Annotated in this window: 20 protein-coding genes; 6 read left to right on the top strand and 14 right to left on the bottom strand. The window is 61.6% G+C overall.

The window, feature by feature from the left end:
• Positions 1-33 precede the first annotated feature (33 nt).
• The 8 genes from CXQ94_RS01550 to CXQ94_RS01510 all read right to left on the bottom strand — a co-directional run bounded on the left by CXQ94_RS01550 (position 34) and on the right by CXQ94_RS01510 (position 10385).
• Positions 34-678: a hypothetical protein gene (locus CXQ94_RS01550; RefSeq protein WP_104086459.1), complete on the bottom strand. Its 645-nt coding sequence runs from the start codon at positions 676-678 to the stop codon at positions 34-36.
• Between the two features lie 139 nt (positions 679-817).
• A complete protein-coding gene (locus CXQ94_RS01545) occupies positions 818-1297 on the bottom strand; it encodes a DUF805 domain-containing protein (protein WP_104086458.1) in 480 nt (159 codons plus the stop codon).
• A 770-nt stretch (positions 1298-2067) separates the two neighbouring features.
• Positions 2068-3243, bottom strand: a complete 1176-nt coding sequence (locus CXQ94_RS01535) for a Gfo/Idh/MocA family protein (RefSeq protein ID WP_104086456.1) — start codon at positions 3241-3243, stop codon at positions 2068-2070.
• Positions 3244-3359: 116 nt separating this feature from the next.
• Complete coding sequence (locus CXQ94_RS01530; protein ID WP_258066542.1) at positions 3360-4730, bottom strand: alpha-L-fucosidase; 1371 nt, start codon at positions 4728-4730, stop codon at positions 3360-3362.
• 1 nt (position 4731) lies between these two features.
• Positions 4732-6675: a DUF2264 domain-containing protein gene (locus CXQ94_RS01525; RefSeq protein ID WP_258066541.1), complete on the bottom strand. Its 1944-nt coding sequence runs from the start codon at positions 6673-6675 to the stop codon at positions 4732-4734.
• A gap of 45 nt (positions 6676-6720) precedes the next feature.
• Positions 6721-8373, bottom strand: a complete 1653-nt coding sequence (locus CXQ94_RS01520) for an extracellular solute-binding protein (protein WP_104086454.1) — start codon at positions 8371-8373, stop codon at positions 6721-6723.
• A 58-nt stretch (positions 8374-8431) separates the two neighbouring features.
• A complete protein-coding gene (locus CXQ94_RS01515) occupies positions 8432-9370 on the bottom strand; it encodes a carbohydrate ABC transporter permease (RefSeq protein WP_258066540.1) in 939 nt (312 codons plus the stop codon).
• Positions 9354-10385, bottom strand: coding sequence for a sugar ABC transporter permease (locus CXQ94_RS01510; protein WP_104086453.1), 1032 nt, complete (start codon positions 10383-10385; stop codon positions 9354-9356). Before CXQ94_RS01510 ends, CXQ94_RS01515 begins: the two co-directional genes overlap by 17 nt.
• Before the next feature lie 381 nt (positions 10386-10766).
• Between CXQ94_RS01510 and CXQ94_RS01505 the strand changes: the two genes are divergently transcribed.
• Together CXQ94_RS01505 and CXQ94_RS01500 are read left to right on the top strand one after the other, a co-directional pair.
• A complete protein-coding gene (locus CXQ94_RS01505; protein ID WP_104086452.1) occupies positions 10767-11759 on the top strand; it encodes a hydroxyacid dehydrogenase in 993 nt (330 codons plus the stop codon).
• Complete coding sequence (locus CXQ94_RS01500) at positions 11759-12841, top strand: LacI family DNA-binding transcriptional regulator (protein ID WP_104086451.1); 1083 nt, start codon at positions 11759-11761, stop codon at positions 12839-12841. Before CXQ94_RS01505 ends, CXQ94_RS01500 begins: the two co-directional genes overlap by 1 nt.
• 6 nt (positions 12842-12847) lie before the next feature.
• Here the strand turns inward: CXQ94_RS01500 and CXQ94_RS01495 are convergent, their stop codons facing one another.
• The 5 genes from CXQ94_RS01495 to CXQ94_RS01475 all read right to left on the bottom strand — a co-directional run bounded on the left by CXQ94_RS01495 (position 12848) and on the right by CXQ94_RS01475 (position 20300).
• Positions 12848-15082, bottom strand: coding sequence for a polysaccharide lyase family 8 super-sandwich domain-containing protein (locus CXQ94_RS01495; protein ID WP_104086450.1), 2235 nt, complete (start codon positions 15080-15082; stop codon positions 12848-12850).
• The gene (locus CXQ94_RS01490; protein ID WP_181034028.1) at positions 15079-15762 is read right to left on the bottom strand and encodes a hypothetical protein; all 684 of its coding nucleotides are present in this window, start codon (positions 15760-15762) and stop codon (positions 15079-15081) included. Before CXQ94_RS01490 ends, CXQ94_RS01495 begins: the two co-directional genes overlap by 4 nt.
• A gap of 405 nt (positions 15763-16167) precedes the next feature.
• Positions 16168-17292: a hypothetical protein gene (locus CXQ94_RS01485; RefSeq protein ID WP_219816966.1), complete on the bottom strand. Its 1125-nt coding sequence runs from the start codon at positions 17290-17292 to the stop codon at positions 16168-16170.
• Between the two features lie 141 nt (positions 17293-17433).
• Positions 17434-18795, bottom strand: coding sequence for a 4-aminobutyrate--2-oxoglutarate transaminase (gene gabT / locus CXQ94_RS01480; RefSeq protein ID WP_104086447.1), 1362 nt, complete (start codon positions 18793-18795; stop codon positions 17434-17436).
• A gap of 74 nt (positions 18796-18869) precedes the next feature.
• On the bottom strand, positions 18870-20300 hold the full coding sequence (locus CXQ94_RS01475) for a gamma-aminobutyraldehyde dehydrogenase (RefSeq protein WP_104086446.1): 1431 nt from the start codon (positions 20298-20300) through the stop codon (positions 18870-18872).
• A gap of 141 nt (positions 20301-20441) precedes the next feature.
• Between CXQ94_RS01475 and CXQ94_RS01470 the strand changes: the two genes are divergently transcribed.
• The 4 genes from CXQ94_RS01470 (at position 20442) to CXQ94_RS01455 (ending at position 25108) form a co-directional block, all read left to right on the top strand.
• Complete coding sequence (locus CXQ94_RS01470) at positions 20442-21905, top strand: PucR family transcriptional regulator (RefSeq protein ID WP_104086445.1); 1464 nt, start codon at positions 20442-20444, stop codon at positions 21903-21905.
• Between the two features lie 160 nt (positions 21906-22065).
• On the top strand, positions 22066-23055 hold the full coding sequence (locus CXQ94_RS01465; RefSeq protein ID WP_146070204.1) for a hypothetical protein: 990 nt from the start codon (positions 22066-22068) through the stop codon (positions 23053-23055).
• Positions 23056-23171: 116 nt separating this feature from the next.
• Positions 23172-24434 (top strand): MFS transporter, encoded by a 1263-nt coding sequence (locus tag CXQ94_RS01460; RefSeq protein WP_104086443.1) that lies wholly within the window; start codon positions 23172-23174, stop codon positions 24432-24434.
• On the top strand, positions 24431-25108 hold the full coding sequence (locus CXQ94_RS01455) for a FadR/GntR family transcriptional regulator (RefSeq protein WP_104086442.1): 678 nt from the start codon (positions 24431-24433) through the stop codon (positions 25106-25108). The genes CXQ94_RS01460 and CXQ94_RS01455 overlap by 4 nt, the downstream gene beginning before the upstream one ends.
• A 112-nt stretch (positions 25109-25220) precedes the next feature.
• On the opposite strand, the gene CXQ94_RS22850 is transcribed toward CXQ94_RS01455, so the two are convergent.
• Positions 25221-26468 (bottom strand): hypothetical protein, encoded by a 1248-nt coding sequence (locus CXQ94_RS22850; protein ID WP_146070203.1) that lies wholly within the window; start codon positions 26466-26468, stop codon positions 25221-25223.
• Between the last annotated feature and the right edge of the window lie 21 nt (positions 26469-26489).

The following is a 26489-nucleotide window of genomic DNA, read 5'->3' as shown; positions in this document are numbered from 1 at the left end:
GCAACCGGTACAGACACTATCTTCCAGCTCGGGTCAGTAACCTGCCGCCGGCTTCTGCTCAATGTAGTTAATGATGAAGAAACCGTCAAAGGGCACCAGCTCCACGTACCAACGGGTTGGCTTGGCCAGCCCGTCCCAGTCCGCCGGATCTGCCGGAGTGCCGGGCGCCGGGCGGTAGATGGCATCAAACTTCAGGAACGTGCCGTTCGCTGTGGCACTGGAAGAGACTTCCTTGAGCAGTTCAAAGCTACCTTGAAACCCTTGACCGTCGATACTGCTGCCCAGGGCATTGCGGAGAGACTGGGCCGTGAGCTCCTGCTGCCCAGCGTAGTAATCCTGCCAAGCAACATCGGTATGCGTGGTGAAGATTGATTGGGAGTAGACAATCCGGCCTTGTTCAGCCAATCCCTCCACACATGTGTCCGCCACGGTACCCGCCGTGTCGACCCAGCCCCTCAGTACGTCCGTTCCAGCATTCACCCATGCGGTGAAGGAATTCAAGACGTTGGCGATTGATTCTGCCGGGGTACCCAGCGGAATCCTTACGGCCTTGACAGCGTCTGGAGGAAGTACCGGACAACTGGCGTCAAGGACAGATTCCGGGGCTTGACTTGCCAGTGGCTGCTGCGGCTGCGGCGCGCACCCGCCTAGCCCGCCCACCAGTGCAAGTCCAAGCACCGCCGTCGTGATTATCCTGCAATATCTGCCCACGACATGCCCCCCATACTGTGGCGACCCGTTTGGTCAACGCGAACCAGTCTAGTCAGCTCTGGTCGAACTTCGATCCCACCCCCATCATCGTGGTTCCCTGCAGACCTCAGAACGAAACGCGCCCGGGGATAAATGCAGGTTGCTTGTCGAACCGTTGTCCAGCGGGATCGGCCGGCTGGAGCATGAAAACAAGCAGTATGATGGCGCCAACACCAAACGGAATCAAGGCAAAGAGTACATACACGCCCGGCTTGTTGGCGTCGTGGAGCCGCCGCCAAAAGAGCGCCAAACTCGGTACAAGAATCCCAAGGCTAAAGACGGGGTAGACCAGATACACGGCAGCCAACATAATCGAGGCAACCGCGGTTGTCGTTTCCTCGCCGGAGTTGGCGAGGTTGATCGAAAGACCGATGAGCGCACCGAATACGATGTTCACGATCGCCGCGACCAGCGCCCACCACCAGAATTCACTTCGGCTCGCCCTCCCGGCGAAGGTGGCGTAGTTGCGGAAGAATCGCGTGACCGCTTGAGTCAGGGTGGCACCGTACAACGGCTGGTCAAGTGATGGAGTTGCGAGGAGTGACATAACGGCTAAATCTCTCTATTCTCTAGGCACGGAAAAGGCACATTGAAATTGCCCTCTTTCGAGGTTTCGAAAGGCACCGGAAGCAATCGTCCTACTTCTTGTGCCACATCAGTAGAGAGTGCCGCAATCGGAATTTATGACGCAGCCCAGGCGCATTGGTCAAAAGGCAAAGGACACAACGCCGGCCGTCCTAGCGCACCCTTTTCTCGTTCCGGCGTACGATCAGCCAGCGCCCAGTGAGTAGCACGGCGGAGGCCGCGAGGGCGCACATGGCGATAGCTCCGTCGGAGGGGCTGAGAAATGCGGTCAAGACAGGGTGTTCGGCGGTCGTGCCCGGTCCAAAGGTCCACGAGATATTGTTCGAGCGTACGCCAGCGCCGACGGAACGCCGTTCGCCACCGAGCGCTCGGGCAAGCCCCGGACGCACCAATGCATTGAGTAAGACACACACCGCAATCGGTCCGGTCAGGCACAGGAAAAAAATCGCCTCCGCTGCGTGAAAAATACGCCGTCGTTCACTCATCCACCCGTCACCGCCTCCTCGTCATAAGTGAACCCCCGGCCCGTAAAAACCTCGCTAAATGAATAGGGGCTGCAGACCAGGAATGTACCGGCTGACAATAGATTCACTCCAGAAAAATACCACAGCATATCGCGCAGTGCTTGGCCGCGGACGGACTAAAAAATGCTGCGCAGAAAGCCCCCCGGTGGCCAAAACCACGGGGGTGATCTTGCGCTTGTGGCAGCACCTGCCACAAGCTAGGGCGCCGCTACTTTGAGATACGGGCTGGCTGTCCGGCGTCGAAGTATTCCACCAAAGCGGCCGGGAGTTCGGGGATCTCCAGGGCCCCGCCGTTGCTGCGTAGTGAGGTAGTAGCTAAAACCCCGGCGGCGATGGAGGCGCGCGCGGCAATCGGGGAGGTCGCCGTGGCGCCGCCGTTGCGGGCAAAGCGCAGGAACTCGGCAATCAGCAACGGATCGGCACCCCCGTGGCCGCCGTCGCCGTCCCGGATCTCGATCTTCTGATCCGGTTCCACAAATCCATCCTGGGAGCGTGTGGTCCACACGTGGATGTAGTCCCCCGGGCCGTCACCGAAGTTCTCAATGCGGCCCTTGGTTCCGATGACCGTGTAGTTGCGCCAGTAGTCAGGGGTGAAGTGGCACTGCTGGTAGGACGCCAGGGCACCGTTGTCCAGGACCATCTGCATCATGGAGATGTCCTCAACATCGATGACAGGGTTCAGCTCGGTCTGCTCGGTGGGCGGCCAGTTGTCCAGTGAGAACCAGTCCCACATGCGCCGGTCACTGTTGTCCCGACGGTTGGTGACATCCCCGTACACGGCCAAATCCCCGATCGCGGAGACCCTCTTGGTATATCCGCCGGCGAGCCAGTGGATCACATCAATGTCGTGGGCACCCTTTTGCAACAAGAGGGACGTGGTGTTGGCCCGCTCGGCATGCCAATCCTTGAAGTAGTAGTCGCCTCCATTGCCCACAAAGTGGCGGCACCAGACTGCTTTGACCTCGCCGATGGTGCCGGACTGGATCAGTTCACGCATCTGCACGACGACGGGCATGTGGCGCATATTATGGCCCACATACAACCGGGTACCGGTTTCGTAAGCGGTGGTCAGGATCGCGTCGGCGGCCTCCAGAGTGACGTCCAGGGGCTTCTCGCAGAAGGTGGGGATCCCTGCCTTGAGCGTCTGCACGGCAACTTCGGCGTGACGGTTGTCGGGGGTCAGTACCAGTACGGCGTCCAAGCCGGCGGCCAGCAGCTGGTTGAGATCGGAGGTGATCACCGCGCTGGGAATTTTCTCCGCAGCATCGGCACGCCCCCGCTCGGAAATATCGCAGACCATGACAACTTCCGAGCCCTGACCCGGCTTATGCACGTGCTTCCACAACGACGCCCGCAACCCAAAACCAATAAGGCCAACGCGCATGTCTGCCTTCGGGGCGGTCTGATCTATATCGCTCACAACTGTGCTTCTCTCTCGAAATGAAAACTCTGTACCAAAAATGTGCCCACCCGGCGAAAACGCCTAGGCTTCCTTGCTTGCTAGGTCAGCACGTCCGGGTTAGGTTCGCGTAGTGCGGCCGGCCCGGTAATTTCTGCTGTGGTGAGCGCGAAGCCCAGCGGGCCTTTTGCCTCCGGTGGGAGAACAAATTCCACCAGGGACTCCGCCAGCTCTATGACCCGGTATCCGGATACTGCTTCAGACAATGCCCTGTGCTCGGCCAACTGCAACCCCGCTGGCAGGGCGATCTTTACCCGGCCCGACGCTGGAATGCGCGTCACCACGGCATAAACGACGCCAGTCAAAGTGTTGCGCGTGTAGTAGCCCCACCCCGGATACGTCCACCCGGGAGCATGACCGCAGCCATGGATGGCCTCGGCAATCCCTTCCAGCCCGGACCCGAGCGCCGCCGCAATGTCTGTTTCCACCGTTTGAAGCGAGCCGTCCCCGCGGGGCCCAAAGTTCAGCAGGAAATTGCCGTTCAGGGAGGTGCAGTGCACCACCATCTCCACGATGTCCAGCGGATCCTTCAGGGTCTGCAGCGCCCATTCACTTTGGTGATAGCCCCAACTGGCCTGGGAGATGGTCATGCAGGCCTCCCAGTCACGCTGCGCGACGGAGACGTCCCAGGGATCTGGCAGGCGGCGTTCGTAACCGCTTTCGTAGTCGCCCATGAGGGCGCCGTTGCTGTCAAAGTGCCTGGCCCCGAGGTCGTCGGCGCGCAGTCTGCTATTGACCAGCACCCCCGGAATGAGCTCCTTCAGGCGGTGTTCCACGGCCCAGGTCCAGGAGCCGTTAGCCTTGACTGACTCATCCCAGGTGCCATCGAACCAGAAGGCCTTCACCGACGGGTACCGGATGGCCAGTTCCTCCAGCTGCCCCATCGCAAAGGCGAGGTAGCGCTCAAATGCCAGCCGATCGGCGTCGTTCTCCAGGGAAAACCGCCAGTCGGGGTGGTGCCAGTCAAGCACCGAATAGTAGAAGTTCACGTCGATGCCGCGGGCTTCATAGGCGGTGATCAGTTCCGCGAGCACATCCCGGCCGGTGGGCGTGTTGGCAATGTTGAACGGGGTGAGCGCGGTGGGCCACAGGCAAAAACCGTCGTGGTGCTTGGTGGTGATGGTCATGTACTTGGCACCCATGCGCGCCGCCGTGTCGGCCCACTGCTCGGCGTCAAAGCCCTCGAGGGTGAACTCCTGGGCCAGCGCCTCCCACTGATCCTGCGGGACCTTGGCCACGCGGGGCAGGAACTCTGCAGCAAACTCGACGTCTACCCCGTCCCAACGGCCAGCCGGGATGGAATACAAGCCCCAATGGATGAACTGGCCAAAACGGTGCTCGCGGAACCGCACCATGGCGGCATCCTGACGCGCGCCCCCTGGATTGGCCCCGTAACTTAGTTCAATACTCACGCTATTTCCCTACTTTTCCGTCCCAGGGGATGAAGGTGGCCAAGTCGAATTCACCTTCGGTGCCATCCGCCCACCGCGCGCTGACTGTGGTGCCGTTGACTTTTACCGCAACCACGTCCGCGGCAACCGGAGGTGCCGCGTCGGGGTCACGGGTCAGGGTGTGCAGGGCTACGTAGACGGATGGGGTTTCGCCACCGGGAGCCTGCAGGTACGGTACGGCTGAGAAGGTTCCCAGCGAGTTGCATCCCTCATAGGCTGCGGTGTGCGCGCTTTCCCAGCCGTGGATACCGACGACGGCGTTGCTGACGTTGAACTCGTTGCGTACCCAGGCGCCGTTCTGGGGTGCGGTGCCCGTCTCGGGCGCGGTGGCCCCGGCGACGGCATGCCCACCCTCGCGGATGGTGTAGCCGGATCCGCCGTGGACCAGTTGGGCACGGAGTTCGTGGATTCCATGAGTCATAGAAACGGTGATGACAGCGGTCCCGGGAAGGGTCTTCTCCGCCTTTTGCGGGATATGGATGGACCCGGAAATATTGCCTAGTGTGCGAGTGGCACGCAGGCTGCAACGCCTGCTGGCCACGCCGTCGGCATTGACCAGTGCCAGGTGGCCGTCAATGTTCTCCTCCCACGCCTGGTTGGTGCCGGGCCCTGTATGAGTGGAGTATGAGAACTTCGCATAGTGCGGATCATCGGGGTCGGTGCCCCAACCTACCGGCAGGCCGCAGTGGTCACTGCCGTGGTTCGTCAGGCGCACCATGTTCCCGGCCGAGTCTAGGATCCAGCCAACATCGGGCAGCGACCGTGTGAGCTCTGGGCCGTCCGTTGGCAGAAGCTCTTCTTCGGCCGTCCAGACCGGGTGGTCGGCCGGCAGCGCCAATCCCAGGAACCCGATCCCGGCCAGGTAGGGGGACCCAAAACCGCTGTAGTCCTGGCATCCGCCCAGGTGTTCGTCGTACCAGCCAAGGCTTGGCGGGCCATCCACACCAACACCCTTGGCAGTGAAATTTGCCAGCACACCCGAGGCGAGCCTGCGGGTTTGCCCAGGGGTCAGCGGGTTGACGCCTGCCAGTTCCGCACACCAAACGGCTGCAAGGACCGCCGTCCGGTAGGCCAGGGAGCGACCCACATGCAGCGCTGCGCCGTCGTTGGCAAACATGAGCGAGTAGGAGTCGATGAAGGCGCTCAGGCGCTCCTTGTAACGTTTGCCTTCGTAGCTGTCTTGCTGGCCGGTCATTTCATACCAGGCCCACAGATACGGGTGGATCGCCCACGCGTTGTAATAGTCAATGGCGTGCTCGGGGCCGTCGGTGTACCAGCCATCACCCAAGTACCAGGACTCCACACGCGCCACATTGCGTGCACCGGTGCAGCCTGTGGTGTCTTCGCCGACCGAGCGCAGGAAGCCCTCGGCCATTGCCGGGAACAGCTGCCAGTTGTTGCCCCAGACTTCAAGGCGGGCGTGGTGGCGCAGCCAATCGGCCACCTGCTTCTTCTCCGCCACAGAAAATGTTTCCCACAGCCAGTCGCGGCTGATGTAAAGGGAGAAGGCAATATTGGCACCTTCCACAATGGAGTTGGTGATGCCCAGCAGTGGAGACTTGCACATCACCCCACGGGGCCAGCTTTCCGGCCCGTCTACGCTGGTACCGGCAAGCAGAGCTTCCCGGTACCAGCGTGCCAACTCCAGACGGTCTTTGCCTTGCGCACCGGCGATGCGTGGGGCTGCCATCAACAGGCTGCGACCAATCGTTTCCATGCTCTCGCGGCGTTCGCCGTCGCGGGTAACCCTGCCCGGCAGCCGGGGGGCCGCCTTGTGCTCGCTGCTGAAGTCACGAATGTGAGCCAGCCAGCGGTCGGCAACGTATTCCCAGTGCTCACGCGTCCACCCCGTGATGGGGGAAAGCTCGAGGTCACTGGCGGGCAAAGCAAACGCAGAAGGTGTCACAATTTCCTTTATTGATGGAGCAGGCCGGTGGGCTTGCAGAGACTGCTAGGCGGCGAAAGCTGCCTCGTACTCGGAGCGAATCACGTCGCCACCGTTCTTCTTCCAGTCCGCGATCGCGGTCTTGAGCTGGTCGATTGTTCCACGGCCGGCAATGGCTGCCGTGGCTGCATCGGAAACCGGCTGGCCCAGCTTATTGCCTTCGGTGGCGTCCTTCGGGCTGAAAAGGGTTTCACACGGGTTGGTAACGCCCAGCGGGATCAGCTTGCTGTACGCATCATGGAGAAGATCCACAGTTGTCTTGCTGGTGGGGTCGAAGACAACCTGCTGCGGGGCCGCCAGGTACTTCCACGGCACTGTGGTGTTCAGCAGTGCATTTTCGCTGGCGATCGGGTTGCCATCAGCGTTCATGGTGTAGTCCTGACCCTCAACACCGTAGTTGAGCAGCAAGTACTCTTCGCTGCCAAACGGTGATGCCAGGAAGTTGGCGAGGCCGAGGACTTCCTTGAGCTTGGCGTCGTCGTTCTTCTTGAGCATGACTGTGGCGACGTTGATGTTATCGAGCCAGGTCTGCGCCTTGCCGCCGTCGTGGCCAAACGGGATGAACGGGGCTGCCTTGTAGTCCTTGTTGGCACCCGGCAGGCTGCGCGCGTAGCCGGTGGGGCCGGTGAAGGCGGGGAGCCCGTCGTAGATCATGGCGACCTTGCCGCCAATGAAGGCGTTGACCATCTGGGACTTGGTCCAGCCTTCGGAACCGGGAACGTACAGTCCGTCCTTGTACAGCTTGGCCGCGTACTCGATGACGGCAAGGTATTCCTCGGTCTCAAAGCTGCGGGTCATCTTGCCACCGGATTCGCGCCACACGTTCGGGGTGCGGAAGATGTGGTGCAGCATGGTCAAACCGAACTTGGTGCTGCCCAGTGCCCACTGGTTGGCGGACGGGTTGGTCAGTTCCTTCAAGACGTTGTAGAAATCGTCCTTGTCCTTGATTTCTGCGGTGTTCTTGACACCAACCTTTTCCAGGAAAGTGGCGTTGTAGAAGCCGGAGCCACCAGTGAGGTTGCGCGGGATCGGCAAGGAGTAGAGCTTTCCGGCCTGGACCGTGTCCTTCCAGAAGATTTCCGGGATGGCGGCGAGGTTGGGGTAGTCGGAAATCTTGTCACCGCCCAGGTGCGGGGTGAGGTCGGCACACTTGGCTTCAAGGAACTCCACGATGTTCGGGATGGCGGCACCATCGTTGAGCATCATGTCAGGCAGGTCCCCGCCAGCCACCATGGTGTTGAACTTGGTGGCGTAGTCGTCGGAGGAAACGGCGGAGATGTCCACCTTGCCACCTAGACGCTTTTCCACTGCCTGCCAGGCAGTGTTCTTGTCGCGGGCGTTCGGCGGCGGGCCGAAGATGTTGGTGATGGCCGTGATGATGGTGCCGTTCAGCGGCGCCTTCTCAACACTCTTGAACGGCTTGGGGTACTTGTAGAAACCAGCAGGAATACCCTCAGCAGTGCCCGGAAGATCCGAAGGAAGGCCCTTGAACGGGGTGTACTTGGGAAGCAAAGCACTGTCAGCGTTAGATGCCGCGTACTCGGTCTTGGTGCCACAGCCAGTTAGTGCGCCTGCACCGAATAGTGTCAGCGCCCCAAGACTGGCAACGGACAAGAAGCTTCGGCGGCTCACACCGGTAGGACGGGTTACTGCAGTCATTGAAATTACCCTTCAGTTGTTGATGTTTGTAAGTGTTTGAATCGAAGTGGGGAACGCGTCAGCCCTTGATGGCGCCTGTCAGGACACCCTTGGTGAAGAACTTTTGCAGGAACGGGAAGACGATCACCACGGGGATGAGGCTGACCACCACCACCGCCATTTGGATGGCCTGGGAGGGAACCGCGATCTCTGCAACGGCGTCGCCCATCGGCTGGCCCAGCAGCACGTACTGGCGCAGGATCATGGACAGGGGCCACTTGTCGCTGTCCATGTAGAGCATGGCGTTGAAGAAGGCGTTCCAGTAGCCCACTCCGTAGAAGAGTCCGACGACGGCGATGACGCCCTTGGACAGTGGCAGCACCATCTGGATCAGGATGCGGAAGTCTCCCGCGCCGTCGATCTTGGCGGCCTCAAAGAGTTCTTGGGGCATGTTCATGAAGAATGACCGCACCACTACCAGGTTGAAGGCGCTCATGAGCGTGGGCAGGACCAAGGCGGCGTAGGAGTTCATCAGACCCATTTCCTTGACCATCAGGAAGCTGGGGATGATGCCGGGGCTGAACAACATGGTGAACAGCGCCAACATCAAGAAGAACTTCCCGCCCACCAGGTCGCGGCGGGTTAGCCCATAGGCCATGGCTACGGTGACGGCGATGGACAGGGTGGTGCCGATGACGGTGATCAGCAGGCTTCGGACCAATGCGTCGGTGACAACGCCGCCGGAGAAGATGGTCCGGTAAGCGTCAAGGGTTGGCGCTTTGGGGAAAACCACCAGGCCGTTGTTCGCGGCGATTTCCGCCTGGCTGGAAAGGCTGGTGGCCAGCACGGCGAAGAGCGGGTAGATGGCCAGAAAGCAGATCACAATCAAGGCGACGGCTTTGACGACCTGAGTGGTGGGCTTTGGCTTTTCCATCCAGACGGGGCGTTCGTTGCCCCTGCGGATCCGGTCCCTGATGCTCAGGCGTGGTGCCACTGCGGTGCTACTTAGTCTTGTCACTGGAGTAGATTCCTTCCTGTCCAAACATGTGTGCCAACTTGTTGGACCCGAGTACCAGGAACAAGCCGATGATTCCCTTGACCAGGCCGACGGCGGCTGCTGTGCCCCATTGGCCGTCCTGTATTCCGTGGAAGTAGACATAGGTGTCCAGGACCTCGCCGGCACCGGGGCCAACGTTGTCACGCTGCAAGACGATCTGCTCGAATCCGACGGAGAGAATGCTGCCCAGGTTCAGGATCAGCAGCAAGATGATGATGGGCATGATGCCCGGGATGGTGATGTTCTTCATCCGCTGCCACGGGCCGGCGCCGTCCACGGCGGCGGCTTCGTAGAGTTCCTGGTCAACGTTCATCAAGGCCGCAAGGAAGATGATGGTTCCCCAGCCTGCGTCCTTCCAGATGGACTGGATGGTGACAAGGAACGGGAAGAACTCGGGGGTGGTCATTGCGTCAAAGCGCGGCAGGCCGGCACTGTCCAGCAGGTGCGGGACGATTCCCGTGGCGCCAAGGATTTCGGAGAAGACGGCAACGATGATGACCCAGCCAATGAAGTGCGGCAGGTAGACAACGCTTTGCACAAATTTCCGGATGCGCTTGGACATGATGCTGTTCAGCAGCAAGGACAAGGCGATCGGGACGGGGAAGAACAGCACCAGCTGCAGTCCGGTGATGACAAGGGTGTTGCGCAGGGCCCCCCAGAACGCGGCATCGGAGAACATGGCGGAGAAGTTATCAAACCCAACCCAGACGCTGTCGACGAATCCAAGGTAGGGCTTGTAGTCGAGGAAGGCGATGATGTTTCCGGCAAGGGGAACATAGTGAAAAAGCACAAAGTAGGCGACACCGGGGAGGACCAGGGCCAGCATGACCTTGTCGCGGCGAAGCCGAGCCATGAAGGAGACCTGGCGGTATTCGGGAGCGGGTTTGCCTTTACGCTTGCTCGCTCGCACACGCTTGTTGCCTGCGGGGGTTCTCTCCTCCTTGGGCGGGGCAAGAGTTTGACTACTGATGCTCATACAAGTCCTTACATGTTCTTTACGCTGCCGGCAGCCCGGGTCATGGGCACAAGGCACGTCCGTCAACCGGCGTTGAATAGTAAACGCTTACTATGGAAGTAACGTACATAGTTCGAGCTTGTGATGTCAACAACATTTGCTGTTTTCTCAAAAAATCATCGCTTTTCGACGATAACAACCTCGTAATTTAGGCATTTTTTACAAAGCCAGGCAAAAGAAGTCCCTGAGCGAACGTGGCCCGAGTTCCTTCAAAAGTGACTTGACACTTTCATTACCGCAGCAATAATCTGATTTTGTAGTAACCGCTTACTACGATTTTTCTATGGCGCCATAAGACTTACGGAGAGAGCGTTGACACAGGAGATTGGAGCATCGCAGCCTATGAAGGCCGCGTTTGCTATGGGGCCGGCGAATCTTCCTACGCTCTTTAGTGCTGGCGATGTTGCGGCGCTGCGGACCATGATGGACTTTGCCACCGATGTTCCGCTGACGGATTTCACTGCCGCCGCCGACGCCGAGCTGGCCGACCTTCAAGTGCTGATCACCGGGTGGGAGGCTCCCGTCATCGACCATGCTGCGCTGGAGCGGATGCCCGCCTTGCACACCATTGTTCATGCCGCAGGCACCATCAAGACCTTCGTCACCGACAGCGTCTTTGACCGTGGCATCAGCGTCTCCTCCGCAGCCGAGGCCAACGCCGTACCCGTCGCCGAATTCACTCTCGCGGCCATCATCATGGGTTTGAAGCGCACCAGCCGGTTTGTCCACCAGTACCGGAACGAAAACGTCAAACGAAACCTTGAGAACATGCCGCCGTTGGGCGCCAACAATGTCACGATCGGGATCGTAGGCGCCTCCCGGGTGGGCAGGCGCGTCATTGCCCTGCTGCGCAACCTTGACGTTCAGGTGCTTGTCTACGATCCCTACCTATCCCCCGAAGCCGCCGCCTTGCTCGGGGTGCGTCTTACCGATCTGGACACCCTGTGCAGCGAATCGGCAGTTGTCAGCCTGCACGCCCCCGACATGCCCAGCACCACGAACATGATCGGCGCCCAACAACTGGCCGCCATGGCGGATGGAACGCTCATCATCAACACCGCCAGAGGCCGCCTCATTGAGCCCCACGCCCTGACCCAGGAACTTGTCAGCGGCCGTTTGGACGCGTATTTGGACGTCACAAACCCGGAACCCCTGCCAGCGGATTCGGTGCTGTTTACGCTCCCCAATGTTGTCATTACCCCCCACATTGCAGGGGCGTTGGGCAATGAGGTGCACCGTTTGGGCAGCAACGCGGTGGGCGAGGTCCGCAGACTTGTTCAAGGCTTGCCGCTGACGTACCCCGTTTTGGCCCAAGACCTTGCGAGAATCGCCTAATGAGCACACCCAGCATCACGGCAGCGGCGCACGTCCGCCCCACGAGTGCCACCATTGCCGATGTGGCCGCGGTGGCTGGCGTGTCTGTAGCCACGGTGTCCCGCGCACTCGCCGGAAATTACCCCGTGGCGGCAGCAACCCGTGAACGGGTTCAGCACGCCGTGGCATCGCTGAATTACGTTCCCAATGCAAACGCCAGGGCTCTGGCCGGTGCCACCACACGCACGGTGGGCATCATCATCAACGACGTGGCCGACCCCTTCTTTGCCTATATTGCCCGCGGGGTGGAACGGCAGGCTAGCGCCGACGGCCGGTTGTGCCTGATCATGGCCACCAACGGCGACAAGGAACGCGAACTCGCCCTAGTTGACCTGTTGAGGGAGCGCCGCACCGACGCCGTTATCCTTGTGGGCGGCGCCTCCGACGACCCCGCCTATCGCAAACAAATGGCTGCCCGCGCCCGCGCCTTGGACGCCGACGGTTCGGTGCTTGTTCTGTGCGGGCGCCCGTCCCTCGGCCCGGGCGTTCCCACCAAGATGGTGGCGTACGACAATGAGGGCGGCGCGTTTGCCATGACCGATTACCTCATTTCCCAGGGCCACCGGCGCATCCTGTACATTGGCGGGCCCAGCAATTTCTCCACCACGGCCTCCCGGCTGGCCGGATTCAACCGGGCGTTGGCAGCCCGCGGCATCGCTGAGGACCCGGCTCTTGTTCAGCAGGGCGCCTTTGGCCGCCCTTTCGGCTACACCCGCATGAAGGAAATCCTCGCCACGGACCTTGACTTCTCAGCCGTTTTTGCCGCCAATGACGTGGTGGCCGCAGGCGTACTTCAAGCCCTGGAGGAGCAAGGCCTGCGGGTCCCCGATGATGTCTCCTTGGTTGGTTACGACGACGTCCCGATGGCCAATGAATTGCGTCCCCGCCTGACCACCGTTCACGTGCCGTTGGAGGACATGGGCCGTGAGGCGGTGCGCCTGGGCCTTGCCGATTTCTCGCACGACGCCGGCGCATCCTCCGATGACACACTGACCGTGGGAACTCACATCATCATCAGGGACTCGGTCAAGCCCCGCAGCTAGAGCATCTCAGCCCAGGCGCACGGTCAGCGTTTGCGTGTGGCCGCGGGTCCCAGCCATGGGCACCGTCATGGCAAAGCACCCCTCGCCTGGCGTAAATTCGGTCCCTTCCGGTGCCTCATGGAGTCCTTGTGCCGGGCGCTGCACGGTGATGGTTAGCGGCAGGTTTCGCTGCGCGGGATCGCTGAGACTGATCCGCAACTCATTGGGCGTTTGTCCAGGCCCAAGCACGACGGCGGCGCTCCCGTCCGCTGCAATCTCACCTGCCGTCCCTGCCGCGAAGAAATTGGCCATGACGATGCCGCGCTGTGGCAGACGAACGGCCTGGACGTCAGCGGTGTTGGCAAGGACTTCAAAGCCCGGTTCCACAGCGATAGCCGGCATGTCTGCCAGCTTCACAGCGGGGTAAACGCTGTAGCCGTAGGTGGCGCCAACCGGGTCCATGCCGTGGTCCAGGTGTAGGAGCTGGTAGCTATCGCTGACCGCGTCGGGACTGCCGTCAACGTTGACCTCGCGCCAGCTAGCAGTGCGCCGGTGTCTGCCCGCCTGGAGCCCTTCGACGTCGAACAAGAGATAGCCGCCAACGTTCTCCAGGTGCGCCCAGCCGGGGGTTTCGCCTTCCGCCGGCTCCAGCACGAAGCGGGCCCGGGCCAGCTGCAATCTGCGGGCTTCAACAGTGGTGTGGACGGGGTGGCCCTTGCCGCCGGTGATGCCGGCGCCGAGGCACACGATGGAATCCTCGAGACAAAACCACGATTTCACGGCGGTGACGCCGTCGTCGATGTTCTCAGCGAGCATCCCCACCGTGCCAATGGCGTCTGCCCAGCTTGCCCCGCCCGCCCAGTCGGCGGTGGCGGCAGGAATGCCTGTGCCCGGCGCGTCGCGGTGCCCGCGGAGGCCCTCTTCCGGCACCGCATTTGTCACTCCGGGCAGGTGCAGTGGATCGCTGGTGGCCCAGTAGTTCCCCGAGTAGGATCCCCGGTCCGTGTTGGTGAACAGCTGCACCTGGCCGTCGCCCTGGTACCAGCCGTGCAAGTTTTCGCCGTTGCCCCATTCAAAGCGCCCGCGCCGGCTCGAGGAAAGCGAGAACGATGCCTGCCAGCTCAGCCGGCGGTGCACCACGCGTTCCTGGTCTGGGGTTTGCAGATGGCCGGTCAGGGCTGCCGCGGGGGTTACATCTGGGTCATTGGCAACGGCGTGCAACAGCCCCATCCGGTTCAGGGGCAGGTGGTCCATGGGCATGCCCGGATGCCTGTTCAGCCATCCCTTGACGAGGCTTTTGTACGGCTGCGCGTCGGGGCCGCCCAAGGTTGCAAGCCGCGCCACGGCGCCCGCGGCGGCGGCGCCCATGTGTTCGTCGGTGGCGAAGCTCCGCGAGACTCCCCTGCCGCGGGTGCAGTCCATCATGTAGCCATCGGTGATGAACGGCGAATAACACCGCTCCACGGAATCCAGGAAGGGTCGGGCCTGCCCCATGTCTATGGCCCAGTCGGATTCCCCCAGCAGAAACATCAGATCAGCCAGCTCGTTCAAGGTGACAAGGCCGTAGGCGCCCGCATAGGCGAGTTTGTCATGTTGGATGTAGGAACCGTCGCGATACAGCCCGTCGCCTTCATCAACGTAGCCAAAAAGCGAGTGCTCACCGCCGCCATCTGCATCCACCACCGCATCACGGCCCGCCGCGATCCTTTCAGGCCACCCCATCAACGCACCATGCTTGATGACGATGGCTGCCTTGTCAGCCCGGTTGGCCCCGGTCTCCTTCAGCTCCGGCATTTTGGTGCGGACGTTCGGGTCTCCGACAAAGTGCCCCACAAAACCATCGATTGCTGCCAGGCAGTCAACGGGCAGCGCATCGCCCAGGAGGAGGCCGATGTCCGTCACGAGGTGCGGAATGCCGATCTCCCAAAACCACCAGTTGCCCACTTCCGGGGACTGGGATCCGTATTCTTGGGCCCAGCCTCGCAGCCGGTCAAGGATCAAGGAGGAGACGGCGTCGTGCTGAAAATAGTGGGAGGAGGGAGTGGCCCAGGCAACAGCCAGATCCTTGACCTGTTCCAGCAGGGCGGCCGCCTGCGCCACCTCGGCAGCCTTATTGGGTGCACCGTGAGCCAATAGCGCGGCCACGCGGGAGTCCAAGGCCTCAATGGCCGCCCGCTCCTGGGGACGGTTCATGTCCAGGGCGGCCCCTCCGGTGAGCAGCTCAACCCTGCGCCGGCGGATTCGCTGGATCGCAGCAATCATGCGGCGGCGTCTTCGTAGGCGGCCCGCGGCAGTGCGTTTCGGGAGGAAATCAAAATTAGGGCTCCCCCCATCAGCGTGAGAAACCCTACGAGCAATACAGGAGGCGCCACGTCAACCAGCACCGTTGGCCATGCTTGCAGCGATAAGTAGCTTCCGTCCATTTCAATCTTTGTCGGTGCCATCGAGGATGCGAAAATCCGTGGCGCGAAGAGGGCCAGGACCCCGGCGCCGGCCAGGAGAATACCAGCAGAAAAGGCAACAGTCGCAGACGACCTCCCCCGGAGGGCTGCGCCTACCTGCCCGGATTCTGTTTCGGCGTTGACCCACTCATGCAAGGGACCAATAACCAACACAACGACGAGAATAGCCAAGCCCAAAACGAGAAGCGGGTGTGTTGCAGCAATGACCAGCTGAGTCCAGGGAATGGTGAAAATCTCCGGACTGTAGTTCAGGTTTCGCTCCATATTTTGCCGCTGGGACATGAATGGAAACGCGACGCTCACAAACGCGCCACCCATGACAACCAGCCCCGCGACGACTGTCGCCTTGCGGAAGAACCTCTCCTTCACGGGATGCTGCCGTGAAGCCAGAAACAGTAGAGCAGCAAGAAGCGCCAAGCCGGCAACCAGCAGTGGCACGGCTGCGCCGATGACAACAAATCCCCAAGGAGTCGCGATCATCTCGACGAGATTACTCGTGTCAAACAGTCGGGAGGAAGGAACCCAATGTTGGATCATGAGGCAAACAAAACTTGCCACTAGAGTGGCTAGCACTACGCCAAACCCGGCAATCCATGCGGATAATGGCCACGGTCGCGCTACGTGACCAGACTCCGTGGCGAGACGGGGTGCAGTGCTGACAGGCGATACCGCACCGGGCCTCACGGTTCCGGGTTCGGCTGTAAGGAAGTCAGAAACGTTTGGTTCCGCATCGCTGACCACACGTTGGGGCCCGGCTTGAACAACTTCCAGCCCGTCCCCGCCAGGTTGGAACATGGCCGGGTACCGCGCATCAAATTCCTTGTGTTCCAAGCCATCCCCCATATTGTGTGAGCCTTCGCTAAGACAATGATGGTTCCAGCTTATCTACGTCCAAGCATCAGCCTCAGCATTAGTGGTGTGCTCCTGCGGGGAAACCCGCCGGGGCGTAACCGCCAGGGTGATACAGGCCCAGCTCAACACGATCATCCCGGCAAGCATGAGTGGTACGAGGAGTCCTTGGGCCAAGGCCGCCCAGGCCTGCTGGCTGTACGTTCCGCCGTCCGCCGTCTGGACGGTCTGCACGCCGGTGGACATTGGGAACATGTAGGGAGCAAAGAGTGCGAAGACTGACGCGATCGTTGCGGCGACACCAAACACCAGCCCGCGGCCTGCCGACGGTCCCCGGTCCGTGGGAACGTTCTGGTTGGTGCCGTCGCCGGCGTCGGGCCATACGTGCCGCCAGCGGCGAGGCACCACGAACAAGACGGCTAGCATCAGCAGTGCCAAGCACAGCAGCCAGATTCCACATGACATGAGCACATAGGCCAGGGGTGCAGGCTGCGGTGCCGCGTTGTAGTCCGCGGTCCGCATATAGCTCGCCTCTGGGAAGAACACCAGAGCAAAGTTCGTCACCCAGCCAGCCACGCCGACAGCGAGCGCGAACAAACCGAAGGCGGTGCGCAGGACGGTTTCACGCGCCGCCCAGCGCCGCGACGCCAAAAAGAGCATCCCGCCGAGGATGCCAGCGCCGCCACCGAGCAGGAACGGCGCAGCTTGGTAGACAAACAAGCCCCACGGCTGCACGTTGAGCCCATGGAACTTCGACGGATCAATCTCCAGCGACGCAGGAACCCAATACTGTGCACCCAGACAGAACACGCCAGCCACGAGCAGCAATAGTGCGAATCCCCCGGGGATGAGCCAGCGCCAGGCCGGACATGGGGCGGAATCCGCGGCGACGGAGGCGACCATAGTGGCTTCATCTGCGGACGTGTCCGAGTCCGGCGCCGTTGGCTGGTTTTCCGAAAAGCTTTTCGGGTCGAGGCTGGCGGGTTCCAGCACAGGATTTCGCCGAGTTGGGACGGCCACTGCGGACTCCCGCGGCTTCATCGAAGCAGGTGCTGGCGGCACGGCAGTCCGCACATGTTCGTCGCCACCTGGCTGAAAAATGGCAGGATACCGCTCGTCAAATTCGCTGTTCTTCATCCAAGCCCCCAAATCCTGTGGCATCTGCGCCACCGTATTCATCTCAGCCTACCCAATGCCCCGACGCAAGCGGCCAGGACGCAGAAACGGTCTTTCGAGGCTGATAAATCAACCTCAAAAGACCGTTTCGACCTCCCAAGGCGGTGGGAGGTTGCGGTGATTCAATTAGACTGCGGCGCGGATGGCTTCGCAGAGAACGTCCAAGCCGTCATTGAGCAGTTCGTCGCTGATGACAAGCGGGGGCAGCAAGCGGATGACGTTGCCGTAGGTGCCGCAGGTCAGGATGACGACGCCAGCCTGCAGGCAGGCACCGGCGATGGCCTTGGCGGCCTCCGCGTTCACTTCCTTGGTGGTGGCGGCCGTGCCCGGCTTGACCAGTTCAATGGCCATCATGGCCCCGCGTCCGCGGATTTCGCCGATGATGCCGTTTGTACCTAGTTCGTCAACAAGCGCAGTGAAACGGTCGGTGACGATCTTTTCAATGTTCTGGGCACGGCCGTTGAGGTCGTGCTCCTTCATGGTCTTGATGGCAGCCAGTGCCGCGGCGCAGGCAACCGGGTTGCCACCGTAGGTGCCACCGAGGCCACCGGGGTGCACGGCGTCCATGAGGTCGGCGCGGCCGGTGATGGCGCTCAGCGGCAAGCCACCGCCAATGCCCTTGGCCATGGTGATGATGTCCGGGACAACGCCTTCGTGCTGGGAGGCGAACCACTCGCCGGTGCGGCAGAAGCCGGACTGGACCTCGTCGGCGATGAAAACCACGCCGTTTTCCTTGGCCCAGGCGGCCAAGGTGGGCAGGAATCCGTCGGCCGGGACAATGAAGCCGCCCTCGCCCTGGATAGGTTCGATCAGGATGGCGGCCACCGAGGAGGCGCCAATCTGCTTCTCGATCATGGTGATGGCGCGGCGTGCTGCCTCCTCACCCTTGATGTCGGCCTCTTCGCGGTACGGGTAGCTCATCGGCACGCGGTAGATCTCCGGCGCGAACGGACCAAAGTTGGTCTTGTACGGCATGGCCTTGGCGGTCAGCGCCATGGTCAGATTGGTGCGGCCGTGGTAGGCGTGATCGAAGGCCACAATGGCGTCCCGGCCTGTGGCCAGGCGGGCCACCTTGACGGCATTCTCAACGGCTTCTGCGCCGGAGTTGAACAGCACCGTGCGCTTCTCGTGAGTACCGGGAGTAAGTGCGTTCAGCTCCTCGGCGACTGCCACATAGCTTTCGTAAGGGGTGACCATGAAACAGGTGTGGGTGAAGTGGCCAACCTGCTCGCGCACGGCGTCCACCACGTTGGCGTCCGAGGCGCCAACGCTGGTAACGGCGATGCCGGAACCCAGGTCGATGAAGGAGTTGCCGTCAACGTCGGTGATGATGCCGCCGTCGGCGTCGGCTACGTAGACCGGCACGCTGGAGGCGACTCCGGCGGCGACCACTGCCTTGCGGCGGGCGTCCAACGCTGCGGACTTCGGGCCCGGGAAGGCGCCAGTGAGGTGCCGTTTTTGCTCAAGACGGTAGGTAATTTCAGACATGAAAAGTCCTTTCAAAATGGGATTGCGAAATACTGTGGGACGGCGCTCCCATCCGGGTGCCGCCGTGGTGATGGCTATGCGTCGAGGTTGCTCATGACGTGCTTGATACGGGTGTAATCTTCGACGCCGTACATGGAAAGATCCTTGCCGTAGCCGGACTGCTTGAATCCGCCGTGGGGCATTTCTGCGGTCAACATGATGTGGGTGTTGATCCAGACGGCGCCAAAGTCCAGGTCGCGGGAGACGCGCATGGCCACGCCGTGGTTGGAGGTCCACACGCTGGAGGCCAGGGCGTACTCCACGTCGTTGGCCATTTCCACGGCTTCTTCCTCGGTCTTGAAGGTCTGGACCGTGATGACCGGACCGAACGTTTCCTGCTGCACGATGTCATCAGTCTGCTTCACGCCGTCCACCACGGTGGCCTCGTAGAAGAAGCCCTTCTCGCCGGCGCGCTTTCCACCGGTGACCACTGTGGCGTAGGCGGGAATGTTCTCCACGACTGCGCTGACCGCGTTGAAGTGGTTGATGTTGTTCAAGGGGCCAAAGTAGTTCAGGGAGTCGTCTTCATGACCGGTTTCCAGGCCCTTTGTGGCTGTGGCCAGAGCGGCTAGGAACTCATCATGGGCCGACTCCTCCACGAGCACGCGGGTGATGGCGGTGCAGTCCTGGCCTGCATTGAAGAAGGAGAACTCGGCGATCGACTGCGCGGTGGTGCCAAGGTCAGCATCGGCGAAGACGATGGCGGGGGCCTTGCCACCGAGTTCAAGGTGGGCACGCTTGAGGCCCTTTGCAGCACCGGTGGCGACGGCGATGCCGGCGCGGACGGAGCCGGTGATCGACACCATGGCGGGGGTCTTGTGATCCACCAACGCGGCGCCCGTGGCACCGTTACCCAACACGAAGTTCAGGACACCGGCCGGGACGATGTCCTTGGCGATGTCAGCAAACACAAGTGTGCTTTCCGGGGTGGTGTCGCTGGGCTTCAGGACCACCACGTTGCCGGCCGCCAAGGCCGGACCGATCTTCCAGATCATCATCAAGAACGGGTAGTTCCACGGGGTCACCTGGGCAATAACACCCACGGGCTCGCGGCGTACATAGGAGGTGAAATTCTCCATGTACTCGCCAGCTGAGCGGCCCTCGAGTAGCCGTGCGGCACCGGCGAAGAAGCGCAGCTGGTCGGCGCCGGCAGCAACTTCCTCCGAGGCGATCATGCCCTTGACCTGGCCGGTGTTGCGGTGCTGGGCATCAACGATCTCATCGGAGCGGGCTTCGATGGCGTCGGCCAGCTTAAGCAGAACGCTTTGGCGCTGTCCCGGGGTGGCCCGCTTCCAGGTCTTGAATGCTGTAGCGGCGGCGCTCATGGCCGCATCCACATCGGCTTGGCTTGAGACCGGCGCCTTGGCCACAACTTCCCCATTCGTGGGGTTGATGATATCCAAGGAATCTGTGCCGGTTACCGGAACGAATTCACCGTTGATGAAGTTCTGCAAGGTTTGGACCACAGTGTTCTTGCCTCTTTAGCTCGATGCGGATGGTGCGGCGGACTACCGCCTATGCAGATCCTAAGCCCCACACTTGCCCGCAGAGAATAGCCTTTTGCACCACCGCGCCCCCGACTTGTAGTGCGTTTGTATAGTTAACGCATGGCACTTTCCCTGGCTGACTTGATGGGCGTCCCCACGCTGAACCTGAAGAACATGGGTTCCACCCGGACACCGCTAACCACCCCCATCGATTGGGTGGCCGTGACGGAGCTGGAAAACCCGCAGGCGTTCCTGAGCGGCGGCGAGCTGGTCCTGACCACCGGGGCCCGGCAGGGCACCGCCGACGCCCAGCGCTCCTTCGTTCGCCAGATCAGGCGGGCGGGCGCCGTCGGCATCGGCTTTGGCATTGGCTTTGAGCACCAGGCCGTGCCGCCGGCACTCATTGCCGAGGCTAACCGCTGGGCCGTGCCCATTGTCGAGGTGCCGTACAGCACCCCCTTCATCGCCATCGGAAAACTCGTAGCGGACGCCCGATCCTCAGACCACTATGCCAAGCTCGAACGGCTACTACGCGAACACCAGGTCCTTGCCCGCGCACTACTAGCAGGCGGCGGATTGCCCACACTGCTGCGCAAACTGGCGTCCATGGTGGGCGCGGATCTGGCCATCACCCAGTACGGCGGCGAAGTGTTCTCCACCTCCCCGAGCGGCCCCCACACTCTCCACACTCCCCACGACGACGACTGGCACGCCGTCGCACTCTCCACAGGAAAACGCGACGCCAGCACTCTCTGGCTGCGCAAACCATTCCACGACGACGGCATCATTGACTACGCACGCGGTCTGATCAGCATTGAACTCAACAACCTCATCCAACGCCGCCAGAGCGCGCGCCAGATGGCGGGAGCAGTTATTTCCGACATCGTGCGCGGAACCCTGTCGGCGGTGGATGCCAGTTCCAGGCTGGAGAATTTGACCATCAACCCCGGCACCAAAAACATGGTCCTGCTGGTCAGCGCCGACGAGGACAAATTCGCAACCCTGGCGACCATGACACTTCCCACCGAACTGGAAAACGCCGTCGCGGCCGTCATGACAACCGAAGGGCGCAACGAACTACTGCTGGTGGTCCCGGCACAGTTGGGTGATCCCGCGGTCCTTGGCCGGGCGTTGAGCCGCCAGATGCACGACGTCGGCATCACCGCTGCGGTGGGCATCGGTGGAGCCTATTCTCAAGCCAATGGGCTGCGCTGGAGCTACTTTGAGGCCCGGGAAGCAGCCACCCGCGGCCTGGACGTGAACGTTCCCGAGCGATTGAGCCTGACCTCCTTGCTGCTGGCCAGTGAAGATGTGCCCATGGCTGACATGGCCGCCGAGGCGTTGGGGCCGTTGCTTGCCTTTGACTCCGCCCACGGCGCCGAGCTGGTGGAGACACTGGAGACCTACCTGAGGCTAAATGGCTCGGTGGCCTCCGTTGCCGACGCACTGACCTTGCACAGGAACACTGTCCGCTACCGACTCACGCAAATCGCCGAGCTGACAGGCTACGACCCGGCGGTGACCCCCGACAGGGTCCAGTTATGGCTGGCCTTGGCCGTGCGCAGACTGTCCCCGCCGGCATAGGCACCGCCCACCCCGCAGCCCGTGCCGAGCCGTGAGCTATGGCGGCTTAGGCTCAACTAAACCGCCATAGCTCACGGGTCACGGGCACTCTTATCCACAGATTTCACACTTCGGATCATTTTCGCCCCCATCGGCTGCACTTTTGGGCGCCAATGGGACTATGCGAAAACCACAGCCTCTCCCCTGGCAGCTCAGTCAGCCCTTCACCCTGACGCAGGCGCGCAACGCTGGACTGGGCCGTTCAAGAACCCGCGCAGCTGATTTATGGACACCCAGCCGGGAAATTCGCCTGCCCAGCGCTGTCCCCTTCAGCCTGCTCGAAAACTGCCGGGCGCACATTCGCGTGACGCCAGCAAGCGTGGTCAGCCACAGTACCGCCGCCACAATCCACGGACTGTACCTCCCGCGGCGGTTTGAGAATGAGCAAGACTTGCACCTGTCGAGTGGCATGGGGACGTGCCGCCCCCAGCGCAAACATGTCATTGGCCACGAACTGCTGCTGGGTCGGGGCGATGTAGTCATCACTGACGGTGTCCCCGTCACTTCTGTGCAGCGAACATTGCTCGATATGGCCCCACTACTCAGCGTCGAGGAACTTGTGGTGGTTGCCGACCAGATAGTTTGCGCCCATCATTACAGCTTCACTCCCGCCAAAATTGCCATGGTAGAACTCAATACGCTCAATGACTTCATCGCCCAGCACGCCGGAATGCGCGGCATGCGCAAATTGCGTGCCGCCATGGAGCTGGTTCGGGTTTGTTCAGATTCACCTCCGGAGACTAGGCTTCGGTTGTTGCTTGGCCGGTCCTCGCTGCCCAATTTTGACTGCAATATTGAGCTCGTGAACAGCGACGGCAAAGGTATGGTCGCCCCTGATCTGGTCTGCCGGAAGTACCGCACCTGCGCCGAATATGACGGCCTTCATCATTTCAGCGCGGCCCAACAGTCCAAGGATCACGACAGAGACTTCATCACCGGATCACTGGGATGGCACCAGGTACTTCTGAACAACAACGACATGGCGAACGGAGCGCTAGTGGTGGTCACCAAAGTTGCGCGAATGCTGGTGCGCGGAGGGTGGCACGATCCGCAAAACTTGGCTGGTCGGTCGCTCCGCGGTGAGCTGCATACCCGCAAAGACTTCGCATGAGCGCCGCGACCTGTGAGTTATGGCGACTTTGAAGCCCCTAAGCCGCCATAACTCACGGCTCACGGGCCGCGCCGCTCGATTAGACGTCTAACGTCTGACGTCTTAGAGTTTTACTAATGACCCAAACACTCGTAGACAGCCAACCCCCCGTACTTGACTCCCGGCCAAAGACGCGCCTCGTTGCCGCGGCCGGAATTCTCGCCGTCGTGCTCATTGGCCTGAATCTACGAGCGGGTATCTCCAGCGCCTCGGCCCTGTACCACGACCTCCAACAGGTGCTGGGCTACGGTGCCTTCACTGCGGCGCTGCTACCGTCGATCCCCACCCTGTGCTTCGCCATCGCAGGCGCCGGCACATCCCTGCTGGTACGACGGACAGGCGTTGAAAAGGCGATCGCCATTGCCCTGGCCACCCTTGCCCTAGGCTTGGCGCTACGGGCAGTGCCGAGCGTCGGCATGTTGCTATTGGGCACCGTGGTGAGCATGTCCGGGCTTGCCGTGTGCAACGTGGCCATGCCGTCGTTCATCCGCGAGCACTACGCGGACAGGACGGCCGCGTTGACTGGCGTTTACACCATCACCATGTCGCTCGGGGCAACAATGTCAGCCGCCGTCAGCGTCCCGCTCGCCATGCAACTAAACTCACCCTCCCTGGGCCTGGCCGCCTGGGCAATCCTTTCAGTGGTGACGTTGCTGGCGTTCCTGCCGATCGCCCTTGCTGCCCACCGCCGCCCTGCCGCGGATCCGGCGGGTTACCGTTCGCCCTGGCCTCTGCTCAAAACACGCCAGGGGTTGCTGATCACAGCGTTCTTCACCATCCAAGCCATCGCCGCCTACTCAATCATCAGCTGGCTGCCCACCATTTTGATTGCCGACGGCCTGGACCCCGCAACCGCTGGCCTGCTGCTGGGACTGGCGCAGGTTGTCACGGTTGCCGGAAATGTGGGGTTGCTGTGGCTAGCCGCCAGGCCGGGCGGTTTGCGCTGGGCGTTCATGGCCGCCAGCGGCGCCTACCTGCTCGGCGCCATAGCGCTGCTGGTGCTGCCAGCGTCCGCGGCAGTGCTCCCGGCCCTGCTGCTGGGCTTTGGCTTTGGCGTGTTTGCACTGGTGCTGGTTGTCATCAGCCGTAGTGGAAGTACGACGGCGGACGCCACCGCCATGTCCACCCTGGCCCAGTCGGTGGGCTACCTTTTGGGCACCCTGGGCCCCTTCGGCATGGGTCTGGCGCACAGTCTCAGCGGCGGATGGACCGTGCCCTTGATACTCCTTGTTGCAGTGGCGGCCGTTCAGCTATTGCTGGCGTGGCTGCTCACAGCGACTCATAGAACCCAAGCACCCACCCTCCTCGACGCCCAATTCACGGCAGGGAGCCACTCATGACACTGACACCCTCACACCGTGAACCGCTGGCCCAGGAAGTTACCGGCAAGTTGCGCACGGCGATCAGCTCCGGGTTGTGGGCGCTGAATGAGCGCATTCCATCCGAACAAGTCCTCATGAAAGAGCTTGGTGTCTCCCGCGGCACGCTTCGCGAAGCATTGAGGGCGCTAGCCCACGCGGGCATGCTGGAAGTCCGCCGGGGGGACGGAACCTTCGTTCGGGCCACCAGCGAGATTGCTGGCGCGACGGCAAAATTGCTGAGCCAGCACGGGGACAAACACGTCATTGAGGTCAGGCTCGCCCTTGATAGCCAGGCGGCACGTCTGGCCGCTCTGAATGCCAAGGAGACGGAGATCCGAGAGATGCGTGCCTTGCTGGCCGGCCGGCGTCGTGCGGCTGAGCAACAGGACACCCAGGCGTGGCTGGCCCTGGACTGGGACTTTCACCTTGCTGTAGCCCGTGCATCGGGTAACCCACTACTCGGTGAGCTTTACGAATCATTTGGCAGCGTTTTTATCAGCAGTTTGATCTCACAGCTTGGCGACCATGGGCTTGGGTACCATCCGGAAGGTCATGAGGACCTATTGGCTGCGATCGAGGCCGGAGACCAAGAGTCCGCGGCGGCCAGTGTCAGCCAGCATCTCGACTCTCGCCTGCAGTCACTACAGGATTAAGATCCATACTCCCTACTGCTCGCGCACACAGCTCGTGTCTTCCGGCCCAACCATTTGACGGCAGGAAGACACAAGCTGTGTGCGCGGCTGAAGCACCTGGCCTAGACTCCGCCTACTTCAGCGCGAACTTCCGCAGCAGGATGAGTGCGGCGCCGAGCAAGAGCAACAGAGCTGCTTGGCCATAAACCGGCCAGACACCAGCGCCCGTGTAGGCGAGCTGTGCAGGTGCACCGGCTGGCAGGGCAGCCGCCCCTGAGCGTGTCACTTGCGCGGCTCCCATAGCGTGAACCGACGTCGTTGAGACAAGCTGCACCACCGGCGTGGCCGGAACTACTGGCGCAACGGGTGCACCGGGAATCGCGGGCGTTAGTGGAGTCCACGGTTCAACCGGTGTCACGGGAACGATGGGGGTAACGGGCGTGACCACATTGACAGCAACGGAGCCCGTGGAAACAGCGTCACCCAGAACACCCACGGCATTCCCGGAAACATTCACCGGAACCGTGATCGGCACGGCCACCTGAACATTGCCCAGCACGTCACCAACAAGGCCACCCAACAAACCACCATTGGAACCGCCCTGGCCGCCCTGGCCGGAATTCTGCTGCACGGGAGGAACCACAGTGGTATTCGTGGCGTCCGAACCGGAAGAAACAGCGTCACCCAGAACACCCACGGCATTCCCGGAAACATTCACCGGAACAGTGATCGGCACAGCCACCTGAACATTGCCCAAAACATCACCAACCAGGCCACCCAACAAACCACCATTGGCACCGCCCTGGCCGGAATTCTGCTGCACGGGAGGAACCACGGTGGAGTTCGTGGCGTCCGAACCAGTGGAAACAGCGTCACCCAGAACACCCACGGCATTCCCGGAAACATTCACCGGAACAGTGATCGGCACAGCCACCTGAACATTGCCCAAAACATCACCAACCAGGCCACCCAACAAACCACCATTGGCACCGCCCTGGCCGCCCTGGCCGCCCTGGCCGGAATTCTGCTGCACGGGAGGAACCACAGTGGTATTCGTGGCCTCCGAACCGGAAGAAACAGCGTCACCCAGAACACCCACGGCATTCCCGGAAACATTCACCGGAACCGTGATCGGCACAGCCACCTGAACATTGCCCAAAACATCACCAACTAGGCCACCAAGAAGGCCACCGCCTCGGGCGGAACCGCCGTTGGATGTACCGTTCGGGGCAAGCTGTGAAACTGCATTGTGGACTCCGGAAGTGAGCCCCTGCGTTGAAGAATCTGACTGGTCTGCGGCGCTTGCTGCGCCGGCGCCGAGGGCGAGGAGGCCTCCAGCAAATACCGCTGCGCACAGCGATCGACGAATAATGACATGCATGATGTCCAACTCCTGACTAAG

Origin of the sequence: Arthrobacter sp. GMC3, assembly GCF_002929305.1 — a bacterium.
In the GTDB taxonomy this organism is placed as follows: Bacteria; Actinomycetota; Actinomycetes; order Actinomycetales; family Micrococcaceae; genus Specibacter.
Note: the sequence above shows the minus strand (reverse complement) of the source record. Positions and strands in the feature narration are given on the sequence as shown.

What these genes read in the sequence shown, in the direction of transcription:
- CXQ94_RS01545 (WP_104086458.1), bottom strand. Translation starts at nt 1,297, where the DNA reads ATGTCACTCCTCGCAACTCCATCACTTGACCAGCCGTTGTACGGTGCC.
- CXQ94_RS01535 (WP_104086456.1), bottom strand. Translation starts at nt 3,243, where the DNA reads ATGCGCGTTGGCCTTATTGGTTTTGGGTTGCGGGCGTCGTTGTGGAAG.
- CXQ94_RS01520 (WP_104086454.1), bottom strand. Translation starts at nt 8,373, where the DNA reads ATGACTGCAGTAACCCGTCCTACCGGTGTGAGCCGCCGAAGCTTCTTG.
- CXQ94_RS01510 (WP_104086453.1), bottom strand. Translation starts at nt 10,385, where the DNA reads ATGAGCATCAGTAGTCAAACTCTTGCCCCGCCCAAGGAGGAGAGAACC.
- CXQ94_RS01505 (WP_104086452.1), top strand. Translation starts at nt 10,767, where the DNA reads ATGAAGGCCGCGTTTGCTATGGGGCCGGCGAATCTTCCTACGCTCTTT.
- CXQ94_RS01500 (WP_104086451.1), top strand. Translation starts at nt 11,759, where the DNA reads ATGAGCACACCCAGCATCACGGCAGCGGCGCACGTCCGCCCCACGAGT.
- CXQ94_RS01495 (WP_104086450.1), bottom strand. Translation starts at nt 15,082, where the DNA reads ATGATTGCTGCGATCCAGCGAATCCGCCGGCGCAGGGTTGAGCTGCTC.
- CXQ94_RS01490 (WP_181034028.1), bottom strand. Translation starts at nt 15,762, where the DNA reads ATGATCGCGACTCCTTGGGGATTTGTTGTCATCGGCGCAGCCGTGCCA.
- CXQ94_RS01485 (WP_219816966.1), bottom strand. Translation starts at nt 17,292, where the DNA reads ATGCCACAGGATTTGGGGGCTTGGATGAAGAACAGCGAATTTGACGAG.
- gabT (WP_104086447.1), bottom strand. Translation starts at nt 18,795, where the DNA reads ATGTCTGAAATTACCTACCGTCTTGAGCAAAAACGGCACCTCACTGGC.
- CXQ94_RS01470 (WP_104086445.1), top strand. Translation starts at nt 20,442, where the DNA reads ATGGCACTTTCCCTGGCTGACTTGATGGGCGTCCCCACGCTGAACCTG.
- CXQ94_RS01465 (WP_146070204.1), top strand. Translation starts at nt 22,066, where the DNA reads ATGCGAAAACCACAGCCTCTCCCCTGGCAGCTCAGTCAGCCCTTCACC.
- CXQ94_RS01460 (WP_104086443.1), top strand. Translation starts at nt 23,172, where the DNA reads ATGACCCAAACACTCGTAGACAGCCAACCCCCCGTACTTGACTCCCGG.
- CXQ94_RS01455 (WP_104086442.1), top strand. Translation starts at nt 24,431, where the DNA reads ATGACACTGACACCCTCACACCGTGAACCGCTGGCCCAGGAAGTTACC.
- CXQ94_RS22850 (WP_146070203.1), bottom strand. Translation starts at nt 26,468, where the DNA reads ATGCATGTCATTATTCGTCGATCGCTGTGCGCAGCGGTATTTGCTGGA.